Below are 25,634 nucleotides of genomic sequence, written 5' to 3' on the forward strand. Positions count from 1 at the left end.
TCTGTGGTACGTCGCTAAACACGTACACGCTGTGATGTTACAAAGACTGCGCACGCTGAACGTGCGTCTCCCCACGGTTAAGGCGCTTGCCATGGTCAGTTTTTTGAGGGACATGAGACGCAGAGCTTGGCACGATCCTCGCCCCCTAACTTTTGAGGGGGACGCAGCACCAGGAAGGAGATGTCGGTAAACAAAGGACGCAAAAAAGAAGGGCACCCGCCTCTTTGAAGGCCGGTGCCCTTACAATCGGATAGAATCGGATGCTCTCACTCCGAGTACGCGTGCTCGTTAGCTTTTTTGCGCTTGTGGGGGTCGAGGTGGCGTTTGCGTAGGCGAATGGCCTTCGGCGTGACCTCGATAAACTCGTCGGCGCGCAGAAACTCGATCGATTCTTCGAGCGAGAGGTCGCGGGGCGGAGGCAGGCGTTCCAGCTCTTCGCCGGCTGCCGCCCGCATGTTCGTAAGCTTCTTCTCTTTAGTAATATTCACGTCGAGATCCTGCGTACGATTGTTCTCGCCCACGATCATGCCCTCGTAGACCGCGTCGCCCGGTCCGACGAAGAAAGTGCCCCGGTCTTGCAGGTTAAGCAGGGCATATCCGGTGGCTTTGCCCTGGCGATCGGCCACGAGCGCGCCGGTGGTGCGGTGCGGAATATCGCCTGCCCACGGCTTGAACTCTTCGAAGCGGTGCGTCAAGAGGCCCGTGCCCTTCGTATCCGTAAGAAACTGTGAGCGGTAGCCGATGAGTCCACGACTGGGCACCTCGAAGGTGAGGCGCACGCGTCCGCTCTGGTGGTGCGTTACGTTCTGCATGACGCCTTTACGCGTACCCAGGCGCTCAACCACCACGCCCATATGCGTTTCGGGAATGTCGATCTCGGCGATCTCGTACGGCTCGTGGCGCGTGCCGTCGATGGTTTTGGTGATGACGCGTGGCATCCCCACGGTAAACTCGTAGCCTTCACGGCGCATCTGCTCGATGAGAATCGACATCTGGAGTTCGCCGCGCCCGTACACGAGCATGCAATTGGCCGCGTCGTCGCGCTCGACACGAATCGCCAGGTTGTTGCGCGACTCGTCGATGAGGCGTTCGCGCAGCTGGCGGGAGGTCACGAACTCGCCCTCACGTCCGCTAAACGGGCCGTTGTTGGCGCGGAACTCCATCGACAGGGTGGGCTCGTCGACATCCACCGGTTCGAGCGGATCGGGCGTTTCGGCGTCGGAGAGGCTTTCGCCCAGCCCAATGCCTTCGACCCCGGCCACGGCGATGATGTCGCCCGGACCTGCCTCCTCAGCCTCCACGCGTTTTAGACCTTCATACTCAAAAAGCGCAGTGATTTCGGTTGTCTCGATGGAGCCATCGCGGTGGCACATCGACACGCGCTGCCGATTTTTGAGCGTGCCCTGCTCTACGCGCCCCACAGCCACCGGACCCAGGTAGTTGTCGCGCTGCACACTGGTGACGAGCATCTGCAGCGTGGCTTCTGGATCGCCACTTGGGGGCGGCACCGTATCCAGAATCGTTTCGAAGAGCGGTTTCAGATCCGTCAGTTCGCCGCCGGGCTCGGTAGTACACTGGCCTTCGGTCGCAATGGTATACATCACGGGGAACTCGATCTGGTCGCCATCGGCCCCGAGGTCGATGTACAGGTCGTAGATTTCGTCGAGCGCTTCTTCAGGACGTGCATCGTCGCGGTCGATTTTGTTGAGGACGACAATCGACGGTAGGTCGAGCTCCAGCGCTTTCTGGAGCACAAAGCGGGTTTGCGGAAGCGGGCCTTCTGCCGCATCCACCAACAGCATAATGCCATCGACCATGCGCAAGGTGCGCTCCACCTCGCCCCCAAAGTCGGCGTGACCGGGCGTGTCTACAATGTTGATTTTGGTATCGCCATACTGCACAGCGGTATTTTTGGCCATGATGGTGATGCCCCGCTCGCGCTCCAGGTCCATCGAGTCCATGACGCGCTCTTGCACGTCTTCGTTATCGCGGAAGGTACCGCTTTGCCAGAGCATGGCATCGACCAGAGTGGTTTTACCGTGGTCCACATGGGCCACAATGGCAATATCGCGTAGAGAAGTAGACATAACACAATCAAGGATAACCAAAAACATCGCACACCAGGCCGAAGTGAGGCATGGTGGCTATAGCAGATCGTGTATGAAAGCGAATGGATGGGTGGGTGTTCGGCAGCCACGGCGTTCTGACCGTAAATTCGGGCAATCCTCGCAGCAGCCCGATGTTGAACCCAACTGCCACAGGATATTGGCGGCGTACGTTGACACCCACACATCATCTCGAACTGAACTGTAAAATATACCTGTTGCATTCGACACTGCCTCGGCTATATTGTATGTTGATATTGCTACCCTTGATTTGCCTCTTCGTCCTCTTTCTCTGAGCCCCTTGTGCGTATGTCTTCGGACTGGTGGAAGCACGGCATCGTTTATCAGATTTATCCGCGAAGCTTTCAGGATACGAACGACGATGGCATTGGCGACTTGCCCGGCATTGAGGCGCGCCTGGACTACCTGGAATGGCTCGGCGTTGATGCAATCTGGATCTCTCCAATGTACCCGTCGCCGATGGCCGATTTTGGCTACGACGTGGCGGATTACACCGATGTTGACCCCCGCTTCGGTACGCTCAGCGATGCCGAGCAGCTCATTGACGCCGCCCACCAGCACGGCTTGCGTGTCATCCTCGACTATGTGGTGAACCACACATCAAACGAGCATCCGTGGTTTTTGGAGTCGCGCTCCTCGCGCGATAATCCAAAGCGCGACTGGTACTTTTGGAAAGATCCGGGCCCCGATGGCGGGCCGCCCACCAACTGGGTTGATCGCTTCGGGGGCAACTCGGCCTGGGAGTGGGATGAGCAGACCGAGCAGTACTACCTGCACACGTATCTGCCCGAACAGCCCGACCTGAACTGGGGGAACCCTGAGGTGCGCCGTGCCATGCTGGATGCGCTGCGCTTTTGGATGGACCGCGGCGTGGATGGCTTCCGCGTAGACGTTGCATATCGCGCAAAGGTGGCTCCCCAATGGCGCGACAATCCACCCAACCCGAACTGGCAGGAGGGCATGGATCCGTACAAGCGACTGCAGGAAACCTACACCAAAAACCTGCCCGACGCGCATGTGGTGGGCCGTATGCTGCGCGATGTGGTCGATGAGTACGACGACCGCGTTCTGATTGGCGAGGTGACGCTTCCACCAGAACGATTGGTGGCCTTTTACGGAGAGCATAACGACGAGTATCACCTCCCCTTTAACTTTAATCTGATCCATACCGAATGGACGGCCCAGGCCGTGCAAGATCAGGTAGACCGGTACGAAACAGCCTTAGCATCGCCCCGGCTTTCGGGCGAGGCGTGGCCTAACTACGTGCTGGGCAACCACGACGTGCATCGCATGGCCACGCGCTTAGGACCGAAGCAAGCGCGTGTGGCACACATGCTGCTGCTTACTCTGCGTGGCACCCCTACGCTGTACTACGCCGATGAACTGGGCATGCCCAATGTCGAGATTCCTCCCGATCAGGTGCAAGACCCGTGGGAGAAGAACGCGCCCGGCCTTGGGCTGGGCCGCGACCCGGCACGTACGCCCATGCGGTGGGACACTACGCCCAACGCCGGATTTACCGCTCCCGATGTAGACCCATGGCTTCCTGTAGGCCCCGACGATGCGCCAACCGTCGCCGATCAGCGTGACGATGCCACCTCTATGCTCACGCTCGTGCGCGACCTGATTGCACTGCGTCGTTCCACCCCGGCCTTGCATAGCGGCAGCTACGACGCCATCAACAGCCCCGATAGCGTCTTTGCGTACACGCGCACGGGTGACGAGGAACGCTTCGTCGTCCTCTTGAACCTGACAGATACGCCGGCCTCTTGTTCGCTTCCGCCGGAGACCACCCCGGCCACGATGGTGTGTTCGACGCGCCGCGAACGCACCATGAAATCGGTAGCTCACACGGTATTGCTACAATCCAACGAAGGCGTCATTCTCAAGGTGGATGCGTAGTGTTGTGTCACGCCTGAATCTTAGGGGGAGAGCATGAGTTGCCAACACGCATAGTCATCCCGGCCAAGGCGCCGCAGAGCCGGGATCTACCCTGACAACATAGGGGCCCATTGACCCCGTACAACCCAAACGTACCGAGAACAACTCACAACCTTGTCATTGCGAGCGGAGCGAAGCGCCCCGACCGCAGGGAGGAAGTGCTCCTGGAGTGCAATCTCATTGCTTGCAGAGCAGATGCAGCCGCCCGATCCACGGCATGAGATCGCCGCGTCAGTCGCAGGGCTCCCTCCTCGCGATGACAATTTTGGACTATACCTTTCAGGGCTGACACACCAGTAGCCTCCGGTTCATGCTGATGCATCGAGGCGGGCTTCGGCGCGGCGGCGGATGCGTGCAAGCGCGTCATCACTGGAGGTGAGCGCGTCGTGGAACGTGCGCACCCGCTCAGCTAGAGCGTCGTCGTTGAAGGAGAACGCTAAGTTCTGCACCTTATTGAGCCGAGCGCGTCGCTGATCGGGCGTGTGCTCACCGTTGTGCAGCGGACGCGCCGCGCCCCAGTCGATGTGCACCAGGTCGGGCTCACGTGTGTCGGCATCGGCGTTCACGATGAAGTTAGCACTGTGCCAATCCGGGTTGTTCACCTTCAGCAGTTCGCAGACCTGTTGCGTGGCCAGCACCTGTTCGTACACCGCTTCCGTCATACGCTCGGGCTTTGCCTGGGCCCACTCTTGTAGGGTGGGACCCGTCACATAGTCTTCGATGATCAGCCCCAGCAGCGTTGAAAACTGCACATCGTGGTCGAAGGCGCGGTTTAAGCGAGGCACCACATCTTCTTCGAGGATCAGCCGAATGCGTCCCTGTGGCATCACGACCGCTCCACCGTTGGTGAGGTACGGCCAGTTTTCGAGTTCCCCATCAACGGTGCGGGCTCCCAACTCAATGTCGTGAAAAGGCTCGGGCGCCGGTTGCTTGATGACCCGGTCAAGGGCCTCGGCAATCACAATGGTGCTGCGCCGATGGCGTCCAGCAATGTACTCTCCCTTCAGAATAACCGTCAGTCCCAGTTCATCACGCCACCCGTCAAGCAATGTCTGCAACCGGTTCATCGTAGCCTCGTCGTGATTGGCCTGCTCGGTGCGGCGGGCTGCCTCCACGCGAACCAGACGATCCATCAGGGCATCGCAGAGCAGCGGCTCCGGCACCTCGTGTCCGCTCGGAGTCGTAAGCGGCGCCTCCCCCTGTAATGCGGCATATAACGCCCGAATGTGGGCGTCTGGGTCGTTCGCATGCGCGACGTACAGTTCGTGCACCCGGTTCACTGCATCCGCCACTTGCACAGGGGGCGCCTGCATTTCATCGGGCAGCCGCTCCATGAGGTGGTCGGGGTCGGCCATGAACGCATCAATCGACGATCCGTAGCGGGTAAGCACCTCCATCTGATCGAGCAGCGGATCGGCGGGTACCGGTTCGGGCAGCCCGACGACCGCAAAGTAGATGGGCGCCCACCCTCCCGGAGCACGCGTCAGGAAGTCGGGCTCCTGCAGAAACTGCTCAGGCACCAGCCGATCGGTGTGGGTGGATACGAGGTATCCGTGTGGATCGGCCAGGGCCTGCCAGTCGGCAGCGGTAACGGGGGGACTGCTCAACCGCTTGGCCCATGCCTGCTGAGCGGCTCGCGTGGGACGCTGATCCAGAATCTGAAGGGCTGCGCCACGGGGTTCAGACGTACGGCCCTTCAGGAACTCACGCACGGCAGGACGGCGGAGGGGAATGGCAACGGTGGCAAACAGATCGGACATAGGCACATTGGCAGATGGATGCGTGGAGTACGTCTTCTGGTAGCGGTTCAATGAGAAAGTGATTGTCACGTCAGTTATAGCACTACAGCCCTTTCAACCCCCTCTGTCTATCGACATCTCCCCCTTGTCCAAGGGGGAGAAACCCGTAGGGAGAGGGGGTTCGAACGAGAGGAGACTGTGCTATCTACTGGCTTTATCAGTCACTTCCGTCCCCTAACCTATGAAGCCGTCTCGAAAGATGGAAGCCAACGCGTCAAATAGTGGAGTCAGCGCACACGCATGACCTGCTGTGTTTCATGCACGTGCTCCCCGCGCAGCCGCACGATGTAGAGTCCGCTGGCAAGCTCCTGCCCCGACCACTGCAGTGTTTCGGTCTGATGCGCATCCAGCGGGCCGGTGTAGAGCGTGCGTACGCGCTGGCCGAGGGTGTTGTACACTTCCACCGTTACCTCTTGGGCCGTGTCAACAGCAAACTGTACGGTGGCATCCTGCTGAAATGGCACAGGATAGACGCGCAGATCGACGGCCTGCTGCATCTTCATATCCACCGATACAGGGTCGTGGAGCGTTTCGGTGCCGTCGGTGTCGACCTGGCGGAGGCGGAACTGGTGCGTGCCCGGAAGCAGCGGCTCGGTTTCGAACTGATAGGTGGTTTCGGTGTCGGTTGTGCCTTGCCCTTCGACAAAGCCGGCTCCAGTGAAGCCTTCGTCATTGGGTCCCTGGTGTTGCACCTCAAAGCCGGCATTATTGGTTTCGGACTGGGTCGTCCACTGTAGGGTAGCTATGTCATCAGCGGTCTGCGCGGTGAAGGTCGCAAGCTCAACCGGCAGCGGATCGCCAAACTCATTGGTCGGGGTGATGTGAATCTCGAAGCGCACTGCGGTGTTATCATTCAACGGCTCGGCGTGGCGATCCATCGTTGTAGCGGTATGTGGACCGTGCGCCATCGTGCGTGTAGTGGCCCGTGCGGTGCTCATGGTAGCAGGGTCAGCATCGAACGTGTACGCATTGGCATCACGCAGATCGATCTCGGCCCCTGTCTCCAGATCGCGAAGGTACACCAGCCAGCCTGTGGGCACGCCCTGCAGAGTGGGCCACCGCAACGTCAGCTGGTCTATGTCATCGATGTTCTGCGCATCTACAACCACCGGTACCGCAACTGGCTCATCCAGCGCAAACGGAAGGGAGTAGCGCGAAAGTCGGATGGGTTCGTCGTTGTGGCTATCCCGCCCGGCCAGCGTGGCATAGGTGTCGGTCATTGGGGTGAGTTTTACCGCGCTGCGTACGTCGAACGCCATTGTAGCGTCAGGGTGGAGAAACACCTCAAAGGCCTCGTCATGCGTCTGGATGGCCCCCGACCCATCGTATCCCGAAAGGGTAAAGGCAATGCGTGCCTGCCTGTTATCTGGAACTGTCGACTTAGGTGCGGTGGGCGCGAGGCGACGACCGTCTGCGTTGAAGGTCAGCGTAGTTGCGCTCCCGCTCACACGCGATACAAAGAACCCCTGCCAGGGCGCAATGAGACGCGCTTCTCCGGCGTTTTCCTGGCTGCGCTGAATATACGAGCCGGAGCCTCCATTTCGACTGGGATCCCAGATCTGGGCCGTAGTGGAAAAGCCCTGTCCGTCCAGGTCAATTGCATTGAGGTCGAATGAGTACGGATACGGGTTGCCCAGCAGATGCCACTCTACGTCATCACCCGCCGGGTCGCCGTCGCTATCGGTGGTGCCGCCGTTTTCCACATTAACCGTAACATCGTCTGCAGGCGACAGGCCCTGGCCGCTTAGCGTAAAGGGAAATGGACTGTAGCGATCAACCGGGGCGGGGGTATCCCACATGTACCAGATGAAGCCTTCGCCAGTGGGTAGCCCATCGCTTCCAGATGACGCCGACTCCCAGCCAGTTTCCTCCCAGCGATAGACGTTTTCCTGCCCACCCAGCGGCAGATCGGGGACGCCCTGCACCATGTTCTGCACGTCAAGGTCGGCTACGGTGAAGTCGGTAACCGGCGGGGTGAGCATCCGCCAGCCCGAGTTGCCATCGATGGGGGTAGCGGGCTGAAGTTGCTGCTTGGGCCCGTTTTGTCCAGGAGCGCCCAGGTCGGTGCGACTGGTGCGTCCGCGCGTGAACACGAAGCCCTGCTCCCGCCGCTCGGCCACGGCCCATTGCTCGGCGTTGTTGTTCTGCGCGGTGCCGATGAAAACACTTGATGCACCGGGTTCGGGATCAAGTGTGCCGTTGCTGCGGGCGGATCCGTATTCGACGGTTGTGACTGAGCTGCCGTTGTCGTCTCTCACGACAAGCGTGGTGGCGTCGTTATCAAGCTCAATGTCGGCCTGCAGATCGCAGCGCACCCCGCCGTTCTCGCTTAGGTCGTCGTTGCGGCACACAGTTAGGAAGCTGCGTGCTGGGAGCGTCCCCGACAGATCGGCATCGGTGGTCGCAGCGGTCTGTAGCGTCCAGTCGCTCAGGTCGATATCGCTGTTCGTGGTGTTGTAGAGCTCAACCCACTCGCCGTTGGCATCGGACACGGCATCCGGGGTAGCCAGAAACTCGGAGATGAGCACATCGGGCGCGCTCTCTCCATCAAGAATGGTAACGGTGAAGGGTTCGCTGCTGGCCTGGGCGAAGCATTCGGCTGTGAAGCAGTTCTCTACATCCAGCGTAAATACCGCGTCGAGGGGACCGTCCTGGCTGGTGTTTGCAGGAAACGTGAGGTTTAGTACGGCTTCGGTGGTGTCGGTGGGACTGCCTGCGGGAAACGTGACGGTTTCGCTGTCGAAGCCGTCGATGCTGGCACCGGTGGCTGAGCTGCTGGCCTCGTCGAAGGTGACCGTCACATCAGTAGCACGTCCTTCAAAGGGATTGAGTTGAATCGTGGCTCCGAGCGTGGTGCCCTCCGTATCCCCCTGAACTACAGTGGCTTCGGAAGCAAAAAACTGCACCTCGGGCCAGGGAGCATCGCAGAATCCGTCGAGATCATTCGGCTCGGTAGGCGCATCGAACAGCGTGAGGAAGCGGGTGCTCGGGTCCTCGAACCCGTTTCGCGTGCCTGCGGTGGTGCCGGGCTGCACGCCAAGATACTGGTTGAACGTGCTAACCCCGTTGCCTTCCCAGCCGGGATCGGGCTTCTGGCCAATGGTGCCAAATATATCTTCGGTGCGGCCATCAAGCACCAGTTCGACGACATCGTCGCCATTAAACCATGGCTCACGCTCGAAATAGGTTACATTGGAGCACGTATCATTTCGAAATGCTTTGAGTCCGCCGGTGTCGTCGTCATCGCCGATGAGCAGGATTTCATCGGCTCCAAGCTCGCCGCTGTCTATTGTAGGCTGTGTTGTGGACGATGTGCTTCCGTTAAAGTAGGTATTTATCTCAAGCGGATCCTCTGTAAAATCAATCGTTTCGCCCGACACGTTCCACAGCTGAATGCCACGGGGAGTGCCGCCTCCACCATCTGACGAGTAGACGTACCGGCTGATGAGGACGCGCGGCGCATCGCCTATATCGAGCGTGTACGTGCGACTCGGCCCAATGGACGTGCCCAATGAGGCATTTAGCAGTGCAAACTGAGCGATACGGGTCGCATCGCCCGAGAACGCATTCAGGTCAACGGTCACCGTTTCGCGGTCACCATCGCTGGCTGATTCCGGGAACGTGACGGTTTGGGTGTCGAAATTATCTACGTCAGTGGGATTCGCAGTGCTGTTACTCTCGTCAAAGGCGACCTCCACAGTGCGCTCGGTGCCATCGGGATTGCGAATCTCCACATCGAATGTGGCGTTGCCGTCGTCCGACCACACGGCAGCCCCGGTGTCTACCAGCTCTACAACAGGCGGATTGGGCGTAAGGGAAAGGTTGTTGAGCGCGATCTCGTCACGTGATCCGCTGCCGTCAGCATCGTCCGATTCCCATCGGAGGAGCAGGTACTCGCCGTTTTGCAGATTGAGATCGGTGAGCACTCCTTCACGCGGCACCGTCTGCCAGTCTGGACTTGTATCGGCGTCCTGCGGCGTGGTGTAGTCCAGTTCAGGCACATCGATAAAGTCGCCCTCGATGAAAGCGTCTTCATCGGTAACCTTATACGTGAGATTGAAGCTGTTGGACCGGTCTGCATTGTTTAACACTTCTATGTCGTACGCGACGGCTACGTCATCGATGGATGTGCCCGTGTCGTTGAGGTAGCGTGCGACGAAGGCGCCCGGAGTAAAGTCGGAGCCCGTAGGCTGTACACCCCATGCGAAGTCGCCGGTATCCACCTCAAAGGCGTAGATGCCACCGGTTGTTACGCCGCCGGTGCTGACGCCCCGAGCGAAGTCGCCTGTTGTTTCCGTATCGCCAAAGTCGAGATCACCGTCGCTGAGGCCGCGCACGATGAATGCCTGTGAGTCAAGCTGACCGGGATCGGCGGGCGAGGCAAATCCGCTTCCCTGAAAGGTGTTGAAGTCCTCGAAAAGCGTATCGTCGGTATTTTCGATAACGATGGGCCCACCATCTGTCGTGCGGGGAGTCACCGAAATGTCGTTGAACCCGAACTGCGGGCGGGCTCCACCCCCGCTGACGTCGTCGGTGACGAACGCCAGGGTGAGAAACTCGCCGGTAGGCACTGCCGCTGGTAGGGTGGTCGATTGCTCATTGCGTTCCCATACCGCATCTGTGTCGGCATCCTCGTCGATTGTGAATGCGAGGCCGCTGTCGTTAAAGGCGGAAGCGCTGTTGCCATCGGTCTGGCAAGCATCGCCGACCGCGTACTTGAGTTCGATGGACTGGCTGCGGTCTTCATCGTTGAGCACCCAGAGATCGTAGGCTACATCCAGCCCGCCGTTGATGCGAGTGCCTGTCGTGTTCTCGTAGCACACGTACACTGTGCCGGGCGTAAAGTCGCTGCCTGTGGGCTTTAGTCCGAGCGCGTAATCGCCATATCCTTCGCCCAGTTCGTCGGGTTTGCTTATGTCGAACGCATAGATGCCTCCGGTTGTCACACTTCCGGTGCTGGTGCCCTGGGCAAATCGACCGCCTGTTTCAGTACCGCCAAAGCTTAAATCGCCTTCATCCGTACCAAACACCGCAAATGCGTTTGAATTGAGCTGCCCTGGATTGGGCGAAGGCGCAAATCCGTCGCCCCGAAAGCCCTGAAAGTTAAGCACAGCAGGCGCGTCGATCTGCGAGAGCGCCACGGGTCCTTCCGCAGGCTGCAGATCGCCGCTGACGGTGATGTTGTCAAAGCGGTTGTTGCCGCTACCTGATGTGGCCCCGTCGAGCGTAATGCGAAAGACGACTTCCGGGTTGTCGTTTAGCGCTGCAATGCCCGAGAAGTTGAACGTCTCGACGGCTCCGCTTGTCGTGCTGTTGGGATCGAAGGTAAACTCTTGCGTGAAGTTGCTTCCGCCGTCAGTCGAATAGCTGACGGTGTTATTGTCGAATCCCGTACCCGTACGGCGCACCCAGAACGCCAGTTCGATATTTTCCGCGCCTTCCGTGGAGACAGCAATGTCGAAGTGCTCCCCATTTTGGCTTTCTCCAACTACTGAAAAGCTATCCCCCGCTGGGTCGCCGCCTTGGGCGTTTCCAGTATTTCCTTGTAAGTCGTTCAGATTGCCCCCATCAAACGAGTACGTAATTTGCGCATCCCCAAATGTGGCCTCAACCGGCGCGGGCCAGGGATTGCCATTCTCGACGGGGTCGTTGAAGTTCCAGTAGCCGAGCAGGTCTTGCTGAGCATGCACCGGACTGATGCTCAGGGCAAGTACGCCCATCCATCCAAGGAAGAGGGCGGCGCTACGTAGCAGGTTGGGCATGGGAGTAGCATTAAAGACAAAAAGCGCACGTCACATTGCCAATGTAACACTCCCCGTTTTACCTTTCCACACTGAATCTATTATAGCTTTGTTATCCTTTTGCTACTATTACTGTCCTTTTTGCACTGCTACCTCTGTCGCTTCTTCGTGTAGCGCGGCAGATGGCGGATCCGTCTGCGGCGCGTGCAGCTCGGCAATTCGATACGCTTCCGTGGCTTCCATGCGTGGACGCACAATCATCTCGCCCAGGAGGCCGGTGCTGAACATCTGCGCGCCGAACAAGATGAGCAGGAGCCCGAGCAAGAGCAATGGACGATCGCCCAGTGGGTGGCCAAACACGATCTTTTCGATGGAGAGCCACATGCTTATCGCCACGCCAAACACAAAGCAGAGCGTGCCTACGCCGCCAAAGAAGTGCATGGGACGCGCCGCAAACCGCGTAAGGAAAAACACCGACACAAAATCCAGGAAGCCCCGGATAAACCGCTCCACCCCAAACTTGGTGGTGCCGTGCTTGCGGGCATGGTGCTGCACCGGTTTTTCGGTGATACGGTCGAAGCCCTCCCACTTGGCCAACAGCGGAATGTACCGATGCAACTCCCCATACAGATTGATGGACTGCACGACCTCGCGCCGGTACGCTTTGAGTCCGCAGTTAAAGTCGTGGATGGGGATGCCTGAAATCAGCCGGGTGACGCCGTTAAAGAAGCGGCTGGGAATGGTTTTGGAGAGCGGGTCTTGCCGCTCGCGCTTCCACCCACTTACCAGATCGTAGCCGTCATCCAGCAGATCAAGCAGCGCCGGGATTTCGTCGGGGTCGTCTTGCAGATCGGCATCAAGCGTAACGACCTTCGGCCCCTGCACATGGTTAAAGCCGACCGCAAGGGCCGCCGACTTCCCGTAGTTGCGCTGCAGGCGGATCCCTTTGAAACGCTCATCCTCGTGGTGGAGCTGGTCGATTGTGCTCCACGAATCGTCGGTGGAGCCGTCGTCTACGAGCCAGACTTCGAAGGCATAATCGGCACAAGCTGCCCGCAGGCGCTCGGCCAGCTCAGGCAGCGAGGCAGCCTCGTTGTACACGGGCACGACAATGGAAAGCTCTGGACCCGTCATGGTATCCGTGGCGGACTACACATCGATGGTCGCGTACTTGGCGTTGCGCTCAATGAACTTGCGTCGCGGCTCTACCGCATCGCCCATGAGCGTGCTGAAGATGCGGTCGGCTCCGGCGGCGTCGTTGATCGACACCTGCTGCACCTTACGCGTATCGGGATCCATGGTGGTAGTCCACAATTGCTCGGGGTTCATCTCGCCAAGTCCCTTGTAGCGCTGCAGGCTGGGCTTCGCACGGCCTTTATTTCGGAGTTCAGCCATCTTTTCGCGCATGGCCTCATCAGTCCACAGGTAGTATTCGTCTTTGCCATGCTGGATGCGATACAGGGGCGGCAGTGCAATGTACACGTAGCCGTGCTCGATGAGCGGGCGCAACTGACGATAGAAGAACGTCAGCAGCAGCGTGCGGATGTGGGCCCCATCTACGTCGGCATCTGTCATAATCACAATGCGATGATAGCGCAGCCGCGACACGTCGAACTCCTCTTCGGTGCTGGTGAGGCCGGTGCCCAGCGCCGTCACCATGTTCTGGATCTCGTTGTTTTCGAGGATCCGGTCGAGGCGTGCTTTCTCCACGTTCAGGATCTTTCCGCGCAGCGGCAGGATGGCCTGAAAGTGACGATCGCGCGCTTGCTTGGCGGATCCCCCTGCCGAATCCCCCTCTACCAGATACAACTCGCTTTCTTCCGGATCGCGCGAGGCGCAGTCGGCCAGCTTCCCCGGAAGGCCACCGCTGGTAAAGGCGCTCTTGCGCTGCACGAGTTCACGGGCTTTGCGTGCCGCAGCGCGTGCTTGCGCGGCCAACACCACCTTGTTGATGATGGACTCGGCCTGGTTGGGGTGGTCTTCAAGCCACTGCCCTAGCCGCGTGTTAATCAGCGACTCCACGATGCCTTGCACCTCCGAGTTGCCCAGCTTGGTTTTGGTCTGGCCCTCAAACTGCGGCTCCGCGACCTTAACGGAGAGCACAGCCGTGAGCCCCTCGCGAAAGTCATCGCCCGAAAGGTCAAACTTTAGCTTCTTGAGCATGCCGTTCTTTTGGGCGTACCCTTTCAACGTACGGGTAAGGGCGCGCCGAAAGCCGGAGATGTGCGTACCGCCCTCATGCGTGTTGATGTTGTTCACAAACGACAGCACCGTCTTGTTGTAGCTATCGTTGTAGCGCATAGCCAACTCGACGGGCACCTCGCCCGACTCATCGGCAATGTAAATGGTGTCGTCGATGATAGGATCACGCGCCTCATCAAGGTACTCGACGAACTCTTTAATGCCGCCTTCGGAGTAATACTCCTCTGTGCGCAAGTCCTCATCGTCTTCGCGCTCATCTTCGAGCGTAATGCGCACTCCACGATTCAGAAACGCCAGTTCTTGCAGGCGATCGGAGAGCGTATCAAACCGAAAGTCAGTGTTTTTGAAGATGGTGCCGTCGGGCCAGAAGCGAATGGAGGTGCCCGTTGTCTCATCGTCTCGCATCTCGCGCAGCTTCGCGACAGGCCCCTCAGGCACGCCGCAACGGTAACTCTGTTGCCATACCGCGCCATCGCGCCATACCGTAGCCACGAAGCGCGTGGCGAGCGCGTTCACACACGACACGCCGACCCCGTGAAGTCCGCCCGACACCTTGTAGCTGTCCTTGTCGAACTTGCCGCCGGCGTGCAGTACGGTCATGACCACTTCGAGGGCCGACCGGTTTTCGGTGGGATGCTCCTCAACCGGGATCCCGCGTCCGTTGTCTTTTACGGATACGGAGCCATCGTCATGAATGATGACGGCGATATCGTCGCAGTGTCCGGCGAGCGCCTCATCGATTGAGTTGTCGAGCACCTCGTACACCAGGTGGTGCAGGCCGCGCACGCCTACGTCGCCAATGTACATGGCCGGACGTTTGCGCACGGCTTCGAGGCCTTCGAGCACCTGAATGTTCGAGGCGGCGTACGGCGTAATCGGAAGATCGCGTTCGCTGGACATATAACGGGAAATACTGGTGGACGAAATATGCAGACACGCTGCAGCACGTGCATCTGTGTAGGTACCGAACACCGACGGTACAGTTCACCGATTTGCATCGGGTTCATACAAGGCAGACGGTAGCCTACGACGCGTCGGGGGGGGCGTTGAACACGGGGGTGAAGTCGCGTAGCGGCATTCCGGCGGTGGGAGGTATGGGAGCGGTGCCGCGCTCTAACTCCAGTTCGTACGATACGCGATCGGTACGGTAGTAGCGTTGCTGGTAATAGATCGGGGCATCATCGCCATCGAGTGAGAGCCGCGAGATGAGAAGCACAGCCTGGGCCGTAGACACATTGAGGGCATCCGCCACATATTCTGGCGCATTCACGGCCTCGATGCGGTAGCGTCCGCGCCGCACCACTACATCGTGTTCGGTTTCTAGGATGTGATAGATAGTCTGATCGGTCAGGTCATACGCATCCAGCAGGGTAGCATACTCCAACGGAAGCCATGTGCGGTCGTAGGCTACGGGCGTGCCGTCCCCGAGCCGGGTGCGGTCGAGTCGGCGCACGGGCGTGCCCGGCTCCATGTGAAGCTTGGTGGCCACCGCATTGGGTACCGACACCTCCTCATGAAAGTCGATGTGCGACGCAGCCGCGATGCCAGCCTGCGCCATGTCCTCGGCAAAGTCAGTGAGGCGCACGAGCCCCGAGCGCATCCGCTGGTCTTGCACGAACGACCCCAACCCTTGCTTGCGGTAGATGAGCCCCTCGCTTTCGAGGGTCTGGAGCGCACGGCGCACAGTCACCCGGCTCACATCGAACTGATCGCACAGGGTATGCTCTGAAGGCAATTGCTCATCGGCCTCGTAGGTGCCGTCGGCAATGCGAGTGCGCAACCAGGTGCTAACTTGTTCGTGGCGAGGAGGCGGCATGAGCAGTAGAGAAAACCATCAATCAAGAGAACGACTCAAACGGGCCATGCGCATGCAGACCCGACGTCATAGTATAGGCGTTATCAGGCGGCTTGTCCAGTGGCCTTCGCATGAAAGATAGCGCGACCGGGATGCACTTCGCATACGACGTAACGCACCCTGCAGCGGCTGCACGTAATCGGCGTAACGAATTCACTCTTACGTGCACCCATATTCCCTTGTTGTGCCGGATACCTCTTCTAACGAACGTGTTGATACCGAAGCCATTTTAGACGGCGACCGGGAGGCCTTCGAGGCGCTGATGGCCGAAGAAACACCACGCCTGTTTCGCATCATTATGCGCTACGTGCGCAATGAAACAGCCGCACGCAGCTTGGTGCAAGAAACGTTTTTGCAAGCTTACAAAAGCCTTGACACCTTTCGGGGCGAGTCGCAGCTTACCTCGTGGGTTACGGGCATTGCGATTAACCTGGCCCGTAGCTGGCTCCGCAAAAACTCGCGCACGCAAACGGTGGAGGCGGCCGACATGGAGCGGTTGCAGCCTTCGTTTCGCTTTGGCAGCTACACCGGTTCGTTTGAGCCGTGGGACCCGGAGCAGACCGCCGAACGGTCGGAACGCAAACAGTTGGTGCATGATGCCCTCGACGAATTGTCTGATACGTATCGCGAAATCATTACGCTGCGCGACCTGGAGGAGCACTCGACCAAAGAAACGGCTGAGATCCTTGACATTAGTCGCGGCGCAGTGCGCGTTCGATTACATCGCGCTCGCCAGGCGCTCCGTGCGCTTCTGAATCCTCACTTTACTTCTGAAACCGCAGACTCATCTGATTCATGACTTCGTTCCTCACGCGCTGGCGTCGCCAGTGGATGCTTACGTGTAAAGAGGTGAATGGCTTTTTAGAGGCCTACCTCGATGATAGCCTAGACCCCGACACGCAGGCGCAATTTGAGCGCCACATTCAACGCTGCGAAACGTGCCGTACCTACCTGGAGCAATATCGTACTACCATTGCATTGGTCAAAGAAGCGGATCCGGCTGCCGATTCCCCCGTGCCTCCTGAACCGCTCGTCAAGGAAACGCTCGCTTTTGTGCGCGACCACTACGACGCCTCACCCCCAAACCACTTTTCCTCGTAGTGCTGCGTCACAGCTCAATCTTCGGGTAATGCATGTGCCCCCAAACGTACCGAGAAAACCCGCACCCTTGTCATTGCGAGCGGAGCGACGCAATCTCATTGCTGTCAGGCCGGATGCGGCCGCCCAATCAACAGCACGAGATCGCCACGTCGGTCGCAAGCTCCCTCCTCGCGATGACAATGTTGATAACCTTCAGGTGTGACAGAACAGTAGTGTTTGTGTTACAGGTGACTTTTGTGGTATGGAGATGCCTCGCGCAGAAGTACCACCGCCCACATTTTCTGTCATGTTGAGCAAGCGAAGGGCCCCCAAGGCTCGAAGCGCGTCGAAACATCTCCCCGGCGTTCAGCAGCAACTGGAAAACCAACAGGTCTGCTCATTTCGGGGGGATCTTTAATTCGGTACGCTTACGTACTGGTCTGTCGCACCTGAATCCTGGAGGAAATCATGAGTTGCAAACACGCATAGTCATCTCGGCCAAGGCGCTCCAGCGCCGCAGAGCCGGGATCTCCCCTGGCAATATAGCTAAGTAGACCCACAAAAGTATCTTTGATTATGTCATTGCGAGGAGCGCTAGCGACGCGGCAATCTTGTGCCATCAAGCCGGACAGCACCGTCCAGGTCGGGGGCATGAGATCGCCACGTCAGTCGCAGGCTCCTTCCTCGCGATGACAAGGTGTAAATATATTTCTTTTGAGCTACCTAGTCCTTACACATAACTTTCTCTCTGATATTTCGTTGATGGGAAATTTGACTTCCCCACCGTCTGTTCAATGAGAGATTGTTGGACCCCACAAAAAGAACCCATCTGGGCGTCTGCTCGGGGGAATAGTCGAGGGAATGGCTCCTGAATCAAGTTCAGGATGACGTGTCGGGGGGACGGTGCTGGGAGACGAAAGCTCCCTTTCAACCCAAATGCCCCCCTCGAATGTCATCCAGATCCTAAATCGAGTTCAGTACAGGCGAGCGATCATCAACGATTATCACCATCTCAGGTTGTGTGCATAGACTAGAGCAATATAGCCGGAGCGTTGGCCTCGTACAACCCAAACGTACCGAGAACAACTCACAACCTTGTCATTGCGAGCGGAGCGAAGCACCCCGACCGCAGGGAGGAAGTGCTCGGGCTCCGCCCAGCGCCGCGTCGGTCGCCCCTCCCCTCCTCGCGATGGCAATTTCGGACCATAAAACTTTCAGGGGCAACACGACACATACCCACCCTCACCCAATGTAACATTGCTCCACGATACACTACGTATTGATCCCTGCATGCTGACAGAGCTGGCATCGGAGCCCGTGCTGCGTGTTTCGGGGGAAGTCACACAGTCGGGCTCTGCCCACTGATGCCGACAGCTCTGTACAGCGATGGCGGATCTCAAGACATCGCGTTGGTGCGCGGCCATGTCTTGGGATCCGCTTTTTTTGATGCGTCCCCGAGAACAAATGCAAGAGGGCTGTAAGATATGATGCCAAACCGGCACGTTCTATGGGCTCGTTCGTGTCTGCACACCAAACAACCTGTTCATGTCCGCCTGCCGCTATGGGACGCCGGAATGGTTCCTCGCTTCCTACCAAAATTTGCCCCGTGTGCAATCGTCCATTCGAGTGGCGCAAAAAATGGGAAGACGACTGGGAGAACGTGAAGTATTGCAGCGAGCGTTGCCGTCGTAACAAGAATCGCGATGCGGTGCCGTGGGCGAAATCCGCTAACGACTAACTGCTAACGCTCATGGCCCGCCCACTTCTCGTCTGGTTTCGCAACGACTTGCGCCTGCACGACCACGAACCGCTCTCATACGCGCTTTCTGAAGATCGGCCCGTCATCCCGCTTTACTGCGTGGATCCACGCCACTTCGACACGGTGTGGTGGGATCTCCCGAAAACCGGTCCGTTTCGCGCTCGTTTCCTGATGGAGAGCCTGCACGACTTGCGTGGTTCGCTGGAGGCGAAGGGCAGCAGCCTGGTCGTGCGCGAAGGGCGCCCCGAAGACGTGATTCCCCAACTGGTTGAACAGCACGATGTCGCCGAGGTGACGTGCTACGAGCAGTTGGGTACCGAAGAGCGCGATGTGGAAGATGCGGTCCTTGAAGCGATAGAACCAACCGATGCCGACATGGCCTTTTTCTGGGGCCACACGCTCTACCACATCGACAACCTGCCGTTTCCCGATCCCGAGGCGCTGCCGGATGTTTTTACCCCCACGCGCAAGAAGCTCGAAAAGCAGAGCCACATCCGCGAGATGTATCCTGTGCCCGACTCCGTGCCGCCGCTGCCCGACGGACTCGACGCAGGGCGCATCCCCTCGCTCAGCGATCTCGGTTTCGACCACGACGGCGTGCCCGACGAGCGCAGCGTACTTCCGTTCAAAGGCGGCGAGACGCGCGCCCTCGACCGCGTCGATGAATACATCTGGCGCGGCGACCACCTGAAGCGCTACAAGAAAACGCGCAACGGTCTGCTGGGCGCCGACTATTCGTCGAAGTTCTCCGCGTGGCTGGCGCATGGCTGCGTCTCGCCCCGGTACATCTTCGACGAGGTAAAGCGCTACGAACGCGAGCGCACCAGCAACAAATCGACGTACTGGATGATCTTCGAGCTCATCTGGCGCGACTTCTTCGCGTTCATCGGATGGAAGTACGGCGACGGCCTCTTCCACCAATCCGGCCCGATGAACGTGCAGGTAGACTGGACCGAGCACGAACCCTCGTTTGAGGCGTGGGCGAGCGGCACCACCGGCATTCCGTTCGTGGATGCGAACATGCGCGAGCTGAACCAGACGGGCTTCATGTCGAATCGGGGCCGCCAGAACGTGGCCAGCATGCTGGCCAAGAGCCTGAACATCGACTGGCGGCGCGGGGCAGCCTACTTTGAGGCGACACTTGTGGACTACGACGTGACCAGCAACTGGGGCAACTGGGCCTACAACAGCGGTGTGGGCAACGACCCGCGCAACCGCTACTTCAACATCGTAAAGCAGGCCAAACGCTACGACTCGGACGGCGATTATGTGCGCCACTGGCTCCCCGAACTTTCTGACGTGCCCGATCACTATGTACACGAGCCCCACACGATGTCGCACGAAGAGCAGAACGATTACAACTGCGTCATCGGCGGCGACTACCCCGAACCGATTGTGGACCTGGAGACAACCTATGAGCGGCTGCGGGGTGGGTGAATGGGGACAATCTGTCCACGACACATCCAATCGCCGTAACGTTGTTGTGCCTCTGCCCCTACATCTGGATTCGTCGCGCACATTCCGTCTGTACAGACGTTGAGTAGCTATGCACACCCTACTGCATGGAACCGCTATTTGCTATGAAACCGCCTGTCAACGGGTCATCCCCCAACACACCGCCTCATGTCGTCATCATCGGTGCGGGCTTCGGCGGGCTGCATGCTGCGCAGGCGCTGCGGCGCTCGCCGGTCGAGGTCACGCTTGTGGATCGCAACAACTATCACAAGTTTCAGCCGCTGCTCTACGAGGTGGCAATGGCCGGGCTGGAGCCGGATGACATCGCCCATAACGTGCGCGACATTTTTCGCAGCGACGACAACATCCGCTTTCGGATGGGCACCGTCACCGACATCGACACGCACGACCAGCGCATCGAGCTCGACAACGGCTTCATCATGTACGACTACCTGATTGTAGCCGGGGGCGCTGAGGTCAACTACTTTGGCGTAGAAGGTGCAGAGGAGCACGCGTTTCCGCTCAAAAATCTGACCGACGCCATCAACCTGCGCCACCACACGTTGCGTCAGTTTGAGCACTACGATCAGCATAGGCACGAGTCGCCCGAGGCCATTCCCGAAGGGATGCTGAACTTTGTGCTTGTAGGGGGCGGCCCCACCGGCGTAGAAATGGCCGGGGCGCTGGTCGAACTCTTCGATACGCTGGAGCGCGACTATCCGACGTTTTCGGTACGTGAGCAGGCTCGCGTCATTCTGTTGGAGATGCAAGATGCCCTGCTCCAGGGGTATGCTGAATCGCTGCAAGACTACACACGCCGGACCCTCGAACATCGCGGCGTAGATGTGCAGACGGGCACCACCGTCAGCCAAGTTGAGGCCGACGCCGTGACCCTGGCCGATGGCGCGCGCATCCCCACCCACACTCTGATCTGGGCCGCCGGCGTGCAAGCGAGTCCGCTGGCCGATTTGCTGGAGGCCGATCGCACGCGTGGCGGGCAAGTTGTCGTGTCTGACCACCTCACGCTTCCTGCACACAACAATGTCTTTGTGGTGGGCGATATGGCCGGTATTCAGGGCAGCGCAGACAACGACTGGCTGCCGCAACTGGCCCAAGTCGCCATTCAGTCGGGCAAGCACGCCGCCAAGCAGATTCAGGCCGATGTAAAGGGGCGGACACGCACCGCCTTTTCGTACAGTGACTACGGAAAGATGGCGACGATTGGGCGCAACGCCGCAGTGGCCGAATTGGCAGGCGGACTCAAGTTTAAGGGCATTGTTGCCTGGCTCATGTGGGTCGTCATCCACATCGCCAAGCTGGTCGGCTTTCGCAACCGCGCCAGCGTGTTCATGGACTGGATCTACAACTACTTCACGTATAAGCGCCACGCCCGCCTCATTCTCGATGATAACGAGCACCCGAAGCCTACTCAGCCTGCCTCCACGCGCACTGAATCAGCCCCACTGGGCTCCACCTGACTTTCGCAGCGTGTCATGAACCGCAACATGCTGTTTTCAACGCGCCATGAAATGGGTGGAAACTGTGAAGAGCCGTGCGTATATTGAATGGCGAACACGCTTTCTTATGCGCAATCTGCCTGCCTGTTATGTTTGCCCCGATGCGCGTTGTTGTACTTCTTGTTGGAGGTGCTCTTTTAGGCACCCTCGTACCCGATATTGCTGAGGCTCAGAAGGCCAAAGATGACCTGGCGCAAGAGTATCGGGTGGCATACACCATCATCACCTCGCACGACTACGATCCGGATGCGGCACCCGCCGACACCACCGAGAATGCCAACAATCCTCAGTCTGATGCACGCCCCGAGGCGCCTACCGTTCGTCCAGGGGTAGCCGGGCAGCCCGCCGAAGCCTACGATGGCTCGGGCTACACGCCCCCAGCCCATACCGAGGCCGACATTGCGTTTATGCAAGACATGATTATCCATCATGCACAGGCTATCGAAATGACCGACATGGTCGATTCGCGCACCGACAACGAGCAGTTGCGTCAGATCGCACTACGCATGGAGCGCTCGCAGGCCGATGAAATCCATCAGATGATGCAGTGGCTCAAAGATCGCGATGCCGAACTGCCTACGCTGCCGCCCGCCGTAGCCGAAGCCATCGGCTATGAACCGGACGAAGATCATGCGCATCACCATGAGGATCATGATGACCATGCCGAGCATCATGATGGGCACCACAATCACCACGACATGCATGGCATGCTCAGTCCAGAACAGATGGACGAGCTGGCCCAGGCCGAGGGCGACACCTTCGACCGGCTCTTCCTGGAGTTCATGATCTTCCACCACGAAGGGGCCATCATCATGGTGGATGACCTCTTCGACACGCCAGACGCCGGCCAAGAAAGTGCCATCAACAACTTCGCTGGACATGTAGAGGCCGACCAGCGCATCGAAATCCAACGCATGCAGCGTATGCTCGACGCCATGAGCTAACACGCCGCGCCGTGACATCCCCAAACACGTTTGTGCATCCACTTAGCCTCCATTTGTCTGTATGACCTCCCTTCGTATACTCATCGCCACCGTAGCGCTTAGCCTGCTGGTGGGCGCCTCTGCTGTTACCGCTCAAGATACCGACGACCCATGGTGGAACCCGGACGATCCGCGCATTGGTCTGGCTGCTGGCTGGTTTGATGCCGAGGAAGCCGCCCTGAACATGAACCTGCTGGCCTCCGAGCCACGTCCCGATGCGTTTGTCGACCCCGACAATCCGGGCGATCTTTCGTATGCCAACTCCGACATTGCCTTTCGCGATAACTACGCGATTGTAGGTAACTTCATGGGCTTCATGATCTACGACATTGCGGATCCGACCAGCCCAGAGCTCGAAGTAACCGTGGTATGCCCCGGCGGACAGGGCGACGTCTCGATCTACGGCGATCTGGTCTTTATGTCGGTGGAGGAAGCCCGCGGGCGCCTCGACTGTGGCGTGGAAGGCACCTCGGGGCCCGTTGATGAGGAGCGCTTCCGTGGCGTGCGTATCTTTGACATCAGCAATATGACCGAGCCCGAGCAAGTGGCCTCCGTGCAGTCGTGCCGTGGCTCGCACACCCACACTATTCTCGACTCGCCCCACGACGATGAAAATCTGTACGTGTACATCTCGGGCACCAGCTTTGTACGCCCCGGTGCTGAGTTGGAAGGTTGCTCCGATGCCACACCGGCTGAAGACCCCGAAACCTCTCTCTTTCAGATTGAAGTGGTGCAGGTCCCGCTCGATGCCCCGGAAGACGCACGCATTGTGAATGAACCCCGCGTATTTGCCGACGAAGAAACGGGCGATCCCGACGGCCTGTGGCCCGGTGGCGACCACGGCGACGGCACGCAGCGCTCGCGCGAAACCAACCAGTGCCACGACATCACCATCTACCCCGATCTTGACCTGGCTGCCGGAGCATGCTCGGGTAACGGCATCTTGCTCGACATCTCGGACCCAGTACACCCCGAGCGCATCGATGCAGTAGCCGACGAAAACTTTGCCTACTGGCACTCGGCCACCTTCAACAACGATGGCACCACCGTGCTCTTCACCGATGAGTGGGGCGGCGGTGTTTCGCCGCGCTGCCGTGCCGACGATCCGGTGGAGTGGGGCGCCAATGCAACCTTTCACCTCGATCGCGACACCTACGAGATGGAGCACGCCGGATACTACAAGCTACCGGTCCCGCAGGAATCCACCGAAAACTGCGTAGCGCACAACGGCTCGCTCATCCCGGTGCCCGGACGCGACATCAAGGTGCAGGCGTGGTATCAGGGCGGCGCATCGGTGTTTGACTTTACCGACCCGGCTAACCCCTACGAAATCGCGTTCTTCGACCGCGGCCCCATGAGCGATGACCAGCTCCACGTAGCCGGATACTGGTCTACGTACTGGTACAACGGCCACATCTACGCCACCGAAATTGCACGGGGCTTCGATGTGCTGGAGTTGGAGCCCAATGAGCATCTCACTGAAAATGAGCTCGAAGCAGCCAAGCTCGTCACGTACGACGAGTTCAACGCCATGCATCAGCCTACCAATGAGTGGCCCGCCCACTTTGCGGTGGTGCGCGCCTACCTCGACCAGGCCGAGCGCCACGACGCCCTCGATAGCGATTACGTGCTCGATGTGTCTGATGAGCTCGATCGCATCGAAGCAATGGACGATGCCGCTGCGCAGCAAGAGGCCCTAAACGCACTGGCTGCGGACCTTACCGAAGCCACCAAAGACGGCACGCCCGATCCCGACCGGATTCACACAGTGGCCGATGCTGTTAACGATCTGGCCGCTTCGCTCTGATGCCTGACTCCCCCTCACCCTCCATGCGGGCCGTCCGGTTTCATCGGTACGGCCCGCCCGAGGTGCTGGCTTGCGAGTCGGTGCCCGTACCCGACCTCAAGCCCGGCGAGGTTCTGGTGGATGTGCATGCCGCGGGCGTGAACCCGGTAGACTGGCGCTACCGACAGGGGGAACTCCGTTGGATCGATTGGAGACGCTTTCCGCGCATACCCGGTGCCGATGTTGCAGGTACCGTCCGCGCCGCAGCCGCCGATGTGCTTGGCTTCGCTCCAGGCGACCGCGTGTTTGCGATGCTCGACACGCTACGCGCAGGCGGATACGCCGAGCAGGTGGTGGTTCCTGCCGATCAGCTTGCGCACGTACCCGATAGCATCTCGCTGATTGATGCGGCTGGAATTCCCTTGGTGGCGTGTACAGCCATTCAGGCGCTTCGCGACATAGCCGACCTCCAACCCGGCGAGCAGGTGCTTATCAACGGAGCATCCGGCGGCGTGGGAACGATGGCCGTGCAGTGGGCCGCCCACAAGCAAGCTACCGTGACGGGCGTATGCAGTCACCGCAACATCGATCTGGTACGCACACTCGGAGCCGAACAGGTCATTGACTACACCCGCCACGACATCACCGCGCAGTCTGCGGCCTTCGATGTCGTGTTCGATGCCTTCGGCAACCTGTCGCTGGCCGATGCGCGTCTGATTCTTCGCTCGGGCGGACGCTTCGTAACAACCGACATTACACCTACGCGCCTCATCGAAGGCCTCACTTCGCGCCTGCGTCCAGGGCCGCGCAGTCAGGTTGTGGTGGTCAAGCCCAGCGGTGCGGACATGAAGCACATCGCGGATCTGCTCGAGAGCGGCGCACTCCGTCCCGTTACCGATCGCACTTATCCGCTCTGCGAAGCCGTGGCTGCCCATCGCTACAGCGAAACCAAGCGGGCCCAGGGCAAAATTGTGCTCGTCACCGACCGAGGCGCTGAGTGACGTGCCCCAGATCGCCGGGGACGTAAGCGGGGTTTGCTCACATCGCACCGTTCTTAGCGCAGGGTCAGCCAGTCTGTTTGGAGTGGTTCAAGTTACAGGCTTCACGCCTCTCCTCGATATGGAGCCCGTGGATATGGAGCCCGTGTATGAAGCCGTTCGGCCTCGAAGAAGTGGGCCGCCCGGACGAAGTCCGGAGGGACGCGCCCGAAAATTGATCCTGTTTAAGCGAGCCTGCGAGTGAGTTTGATCAATTTTAGCGAACCGAAGGGCGCAGTCAGGCCCAGTTCTTCCAGTCTTGATTTTTTTGGTTCGTTTTTGCATCAAGGCAAAAATGAACGTACCCATCCAAATTGGACACGGCACCCCTGTCCTAAAAGCATAAAATAACC

The 25,634-nt window shown here is 59.1% G+C and carries 15 protein-coding genes; 9 read left to right on the plus strand and 6 right to left on the minus strand.

The annotated features are described in order from the left end of the window. Positions 1-266: 266 nt before the first annotated feature. A complete protein-coding gene (gene typA / locus ACZ5AL_RS11230) occupies positions 267-2,087 on the minus strand; it encodes a translational GTPase TypA (RefSeq protein WP_464510459.1) in 1,821 nt (606 codons plus the stop codon). Between the two features lie 327 nt (positions 2,088-2,414). On the opposite strand from typA, the gene ACZ5AL_RS11235 reads away from it, so the two are divergent. Beyond that, complete coding sequence (locus ACZ5AL_RS11235; protein WP_464510460.1) at positions 2,415-4,028, plus strand: alpha-amylase family glycosyl hydrolase; 1,614 nt, start codon at positions 2,415-2,417, stop codon at positions 4,026-4,028. 347 nt (positions 4,029-4,375) lie between these two features. On the opposite strand, the gene ACZ5AL_RS11240 is transcribed toward ACZ5AL_RS11235, so the two are convergent. The 5 genes from ACZ5AL_RS11240 to ACZ5AL_RS11260 all read right to left on the minus strand — a co-directional run bounded on the left by ACZ5AL_RS11240 (position 4,376) and on the right by ACZ5AL_RS11260 (position 15,625). Next, positions 4,376-5,827: a hypothetical protein gene (locus tag ACZ5AL_RS11240; protein WP_464510461.1), complete on the minus strand. Its 1,452-nt coding sequence runs from the start codon at positions 5,825-5,827 to the stop codon at positions 4,376-4,378. Between the two features lie 266 nt (positions 5,828-6,093). Continuing rightward, complete coding sequence (locus tag ACZ5AL_RS11245) at positions 6,094-11,628, minus strand: lamin tail domain-containing protein (protein WP_464510462.1); 5,535 nt, start codon at positions 11,626-11,628, stop codon at positions 6,094-6,096. A 108-nt stretch (positions 11,629-11,736) separates the two neighbouring features. Then, a complete protein-coding gene (locus tag ACZ5AL_RS11250) occupies positions 11,737-12,741 on the minus strand; it encodes a glycosyltransferase family 2 protein (RefSeq protein WP_464510463.1) in 1,005 nt (334 codons plus the stop codon). A 15-nt stretch (positions 12,742-12,756) separates the two neighbouring features. After that, complete coding sequence (gene gyrB, locus ACZ5AL_RS11255) at positions 12,757-14,709, minus strand: DNA topoisomerase (ATP-hydrolyzing) subunit B (RefSeq protein WP_464510464.1); 1,953 nt, start codon at positions 14,707-14,709, stop codon at positions 12,757-12,759. Positions 14,710-14,833: 124 nt separating this feature from the next. After that, a complete protein-coding gene (locus ACZ5AL_RS11260; RefSeq protein WP_464510465.1) occupies positions 14,834-15,625 on the minus strand; it encodes a GntR family transcriptional regulator in 792 nt (263 codons plus the stop codon). A 223-nt stretch (positions 15,626-15,848) separates the two neighbouring features. On the opposite strand from ACZ5AL_RS11260, the gene ACZ5AL_RS11265 reads away from it, so the two are divergent. From ACZ5AL_RS11265 to ACZ5AL_RS11300, 8 genes are all read left to right on the plus strand, one after another. Further along, a complete protein-coding gene (locus ACZ5AL_RS11265; protein ID WP_464510466.1) occupies positions 15,849-16,463 on the plus strand; it encodes an RNA polymerase sigma factor in 615 nt (204 codons plus the stop codon). Next, positions 16,460-16,765 carry an anti-sigma factor family protein gene (locus ACZ5AL_RS11270; RefSeq protein WP_464510467.1) on the plus strand — a complete coding sequence of 102 codons (306 nt, stop codon included), beginning with the start codon at positions 16,460-16,462 and terminating at the stop codon, positions 16,763-16,765. The genes ACZ5AL_RS11265 and ACZ5AL_RS11270 overlap by 4 nt, the downstream gene beginning before the upstream one ends. A 1,540-nt stretch (positions 16,766-18,305) precedes the next feature. Then, the gene (locus ACZ5AL_RS11275; RefSeq protein WP_464510468.1) at positions 18,306-18,482 is read left to right on the plus strand and encodes a DUF2256 domain-containing protein; all 177 of its coding nucleotides are present in this window, start codon (positions 18,306-18,308) and stop codon (positions 18,480-18,482) included. A 12-nt stretch (positions 18,483-18,494) separates the two neighbouring features. After that, positions 18,495-19,940 (plus strand): DASH family cryptochrome, encoded by a 1,446-nt coding sequence (locus ACZ5AL_RS11280; RefSeq protein ID WP_464510469.1) that lies wholly within the window; start codon positions 18,495-18,497, stop codon positions 19,938-19,940. 143 nt (positions 19,941-20,083) lie between these two features. Further along, positions 20,084-21,436, plus strand: a complete 1,353-nt coding sequence (locus tag ACZ5AL_RS11285) for an NAD(P)/FAD-dependent oxidoreductase (protein ID WP_464510470.1) — start codon at positions 20,084-20,086, stop codon at positions 21,434-21,436. Between the two features lie 128 nt (positions 21,437-21,564). Further along, complete coding sequence (locus tag ACZ5AL_RS11290) at positions 21,565-22,419, plus strand: DUF305 domain-containing protein (RefSeq protein ID WP_464510471.1); 855 nt, start codon at positions 21,565-21,567, stop codon at positions 22,417-22,419. 61 nt (positions 22,420-22,480) lie between these two features. Then, the gene (locus tag ACZ5AL_RS11295) at positions 22,481-24,265 is read left to right on the plus strand and encodes an LVIVD repeat-containing protein (RefSeq protein WP_464510472.1); all 1,785 of its coding nucleotides are present in this window, start codon (positions 22,481-22,483) and stop codon (positions 24,263-24,265) included. Continuing rightward, positions 24,265-25,245, plus strand: a complete 981-nt coding sequence (locus ACZ5AL_RS11300; RefSeq protein ID WP_464510473.1) for an NAD(P)-dependent alcohol dehydrogenase — start codon at positions 24,265-24,267, stop codon at positions 25,243-25,245. Before ACZ5AL_RS11295 ends, ACZ5AL_RS11300 begins: the two co-directional genes overlap by 1 nt. The last annotated feature ends 389 nt before the right edge of the window (positions 25,246-25,634 follow it).

The organism is Natronotalea proteinilytica (genome assembly GCF_055379935.1).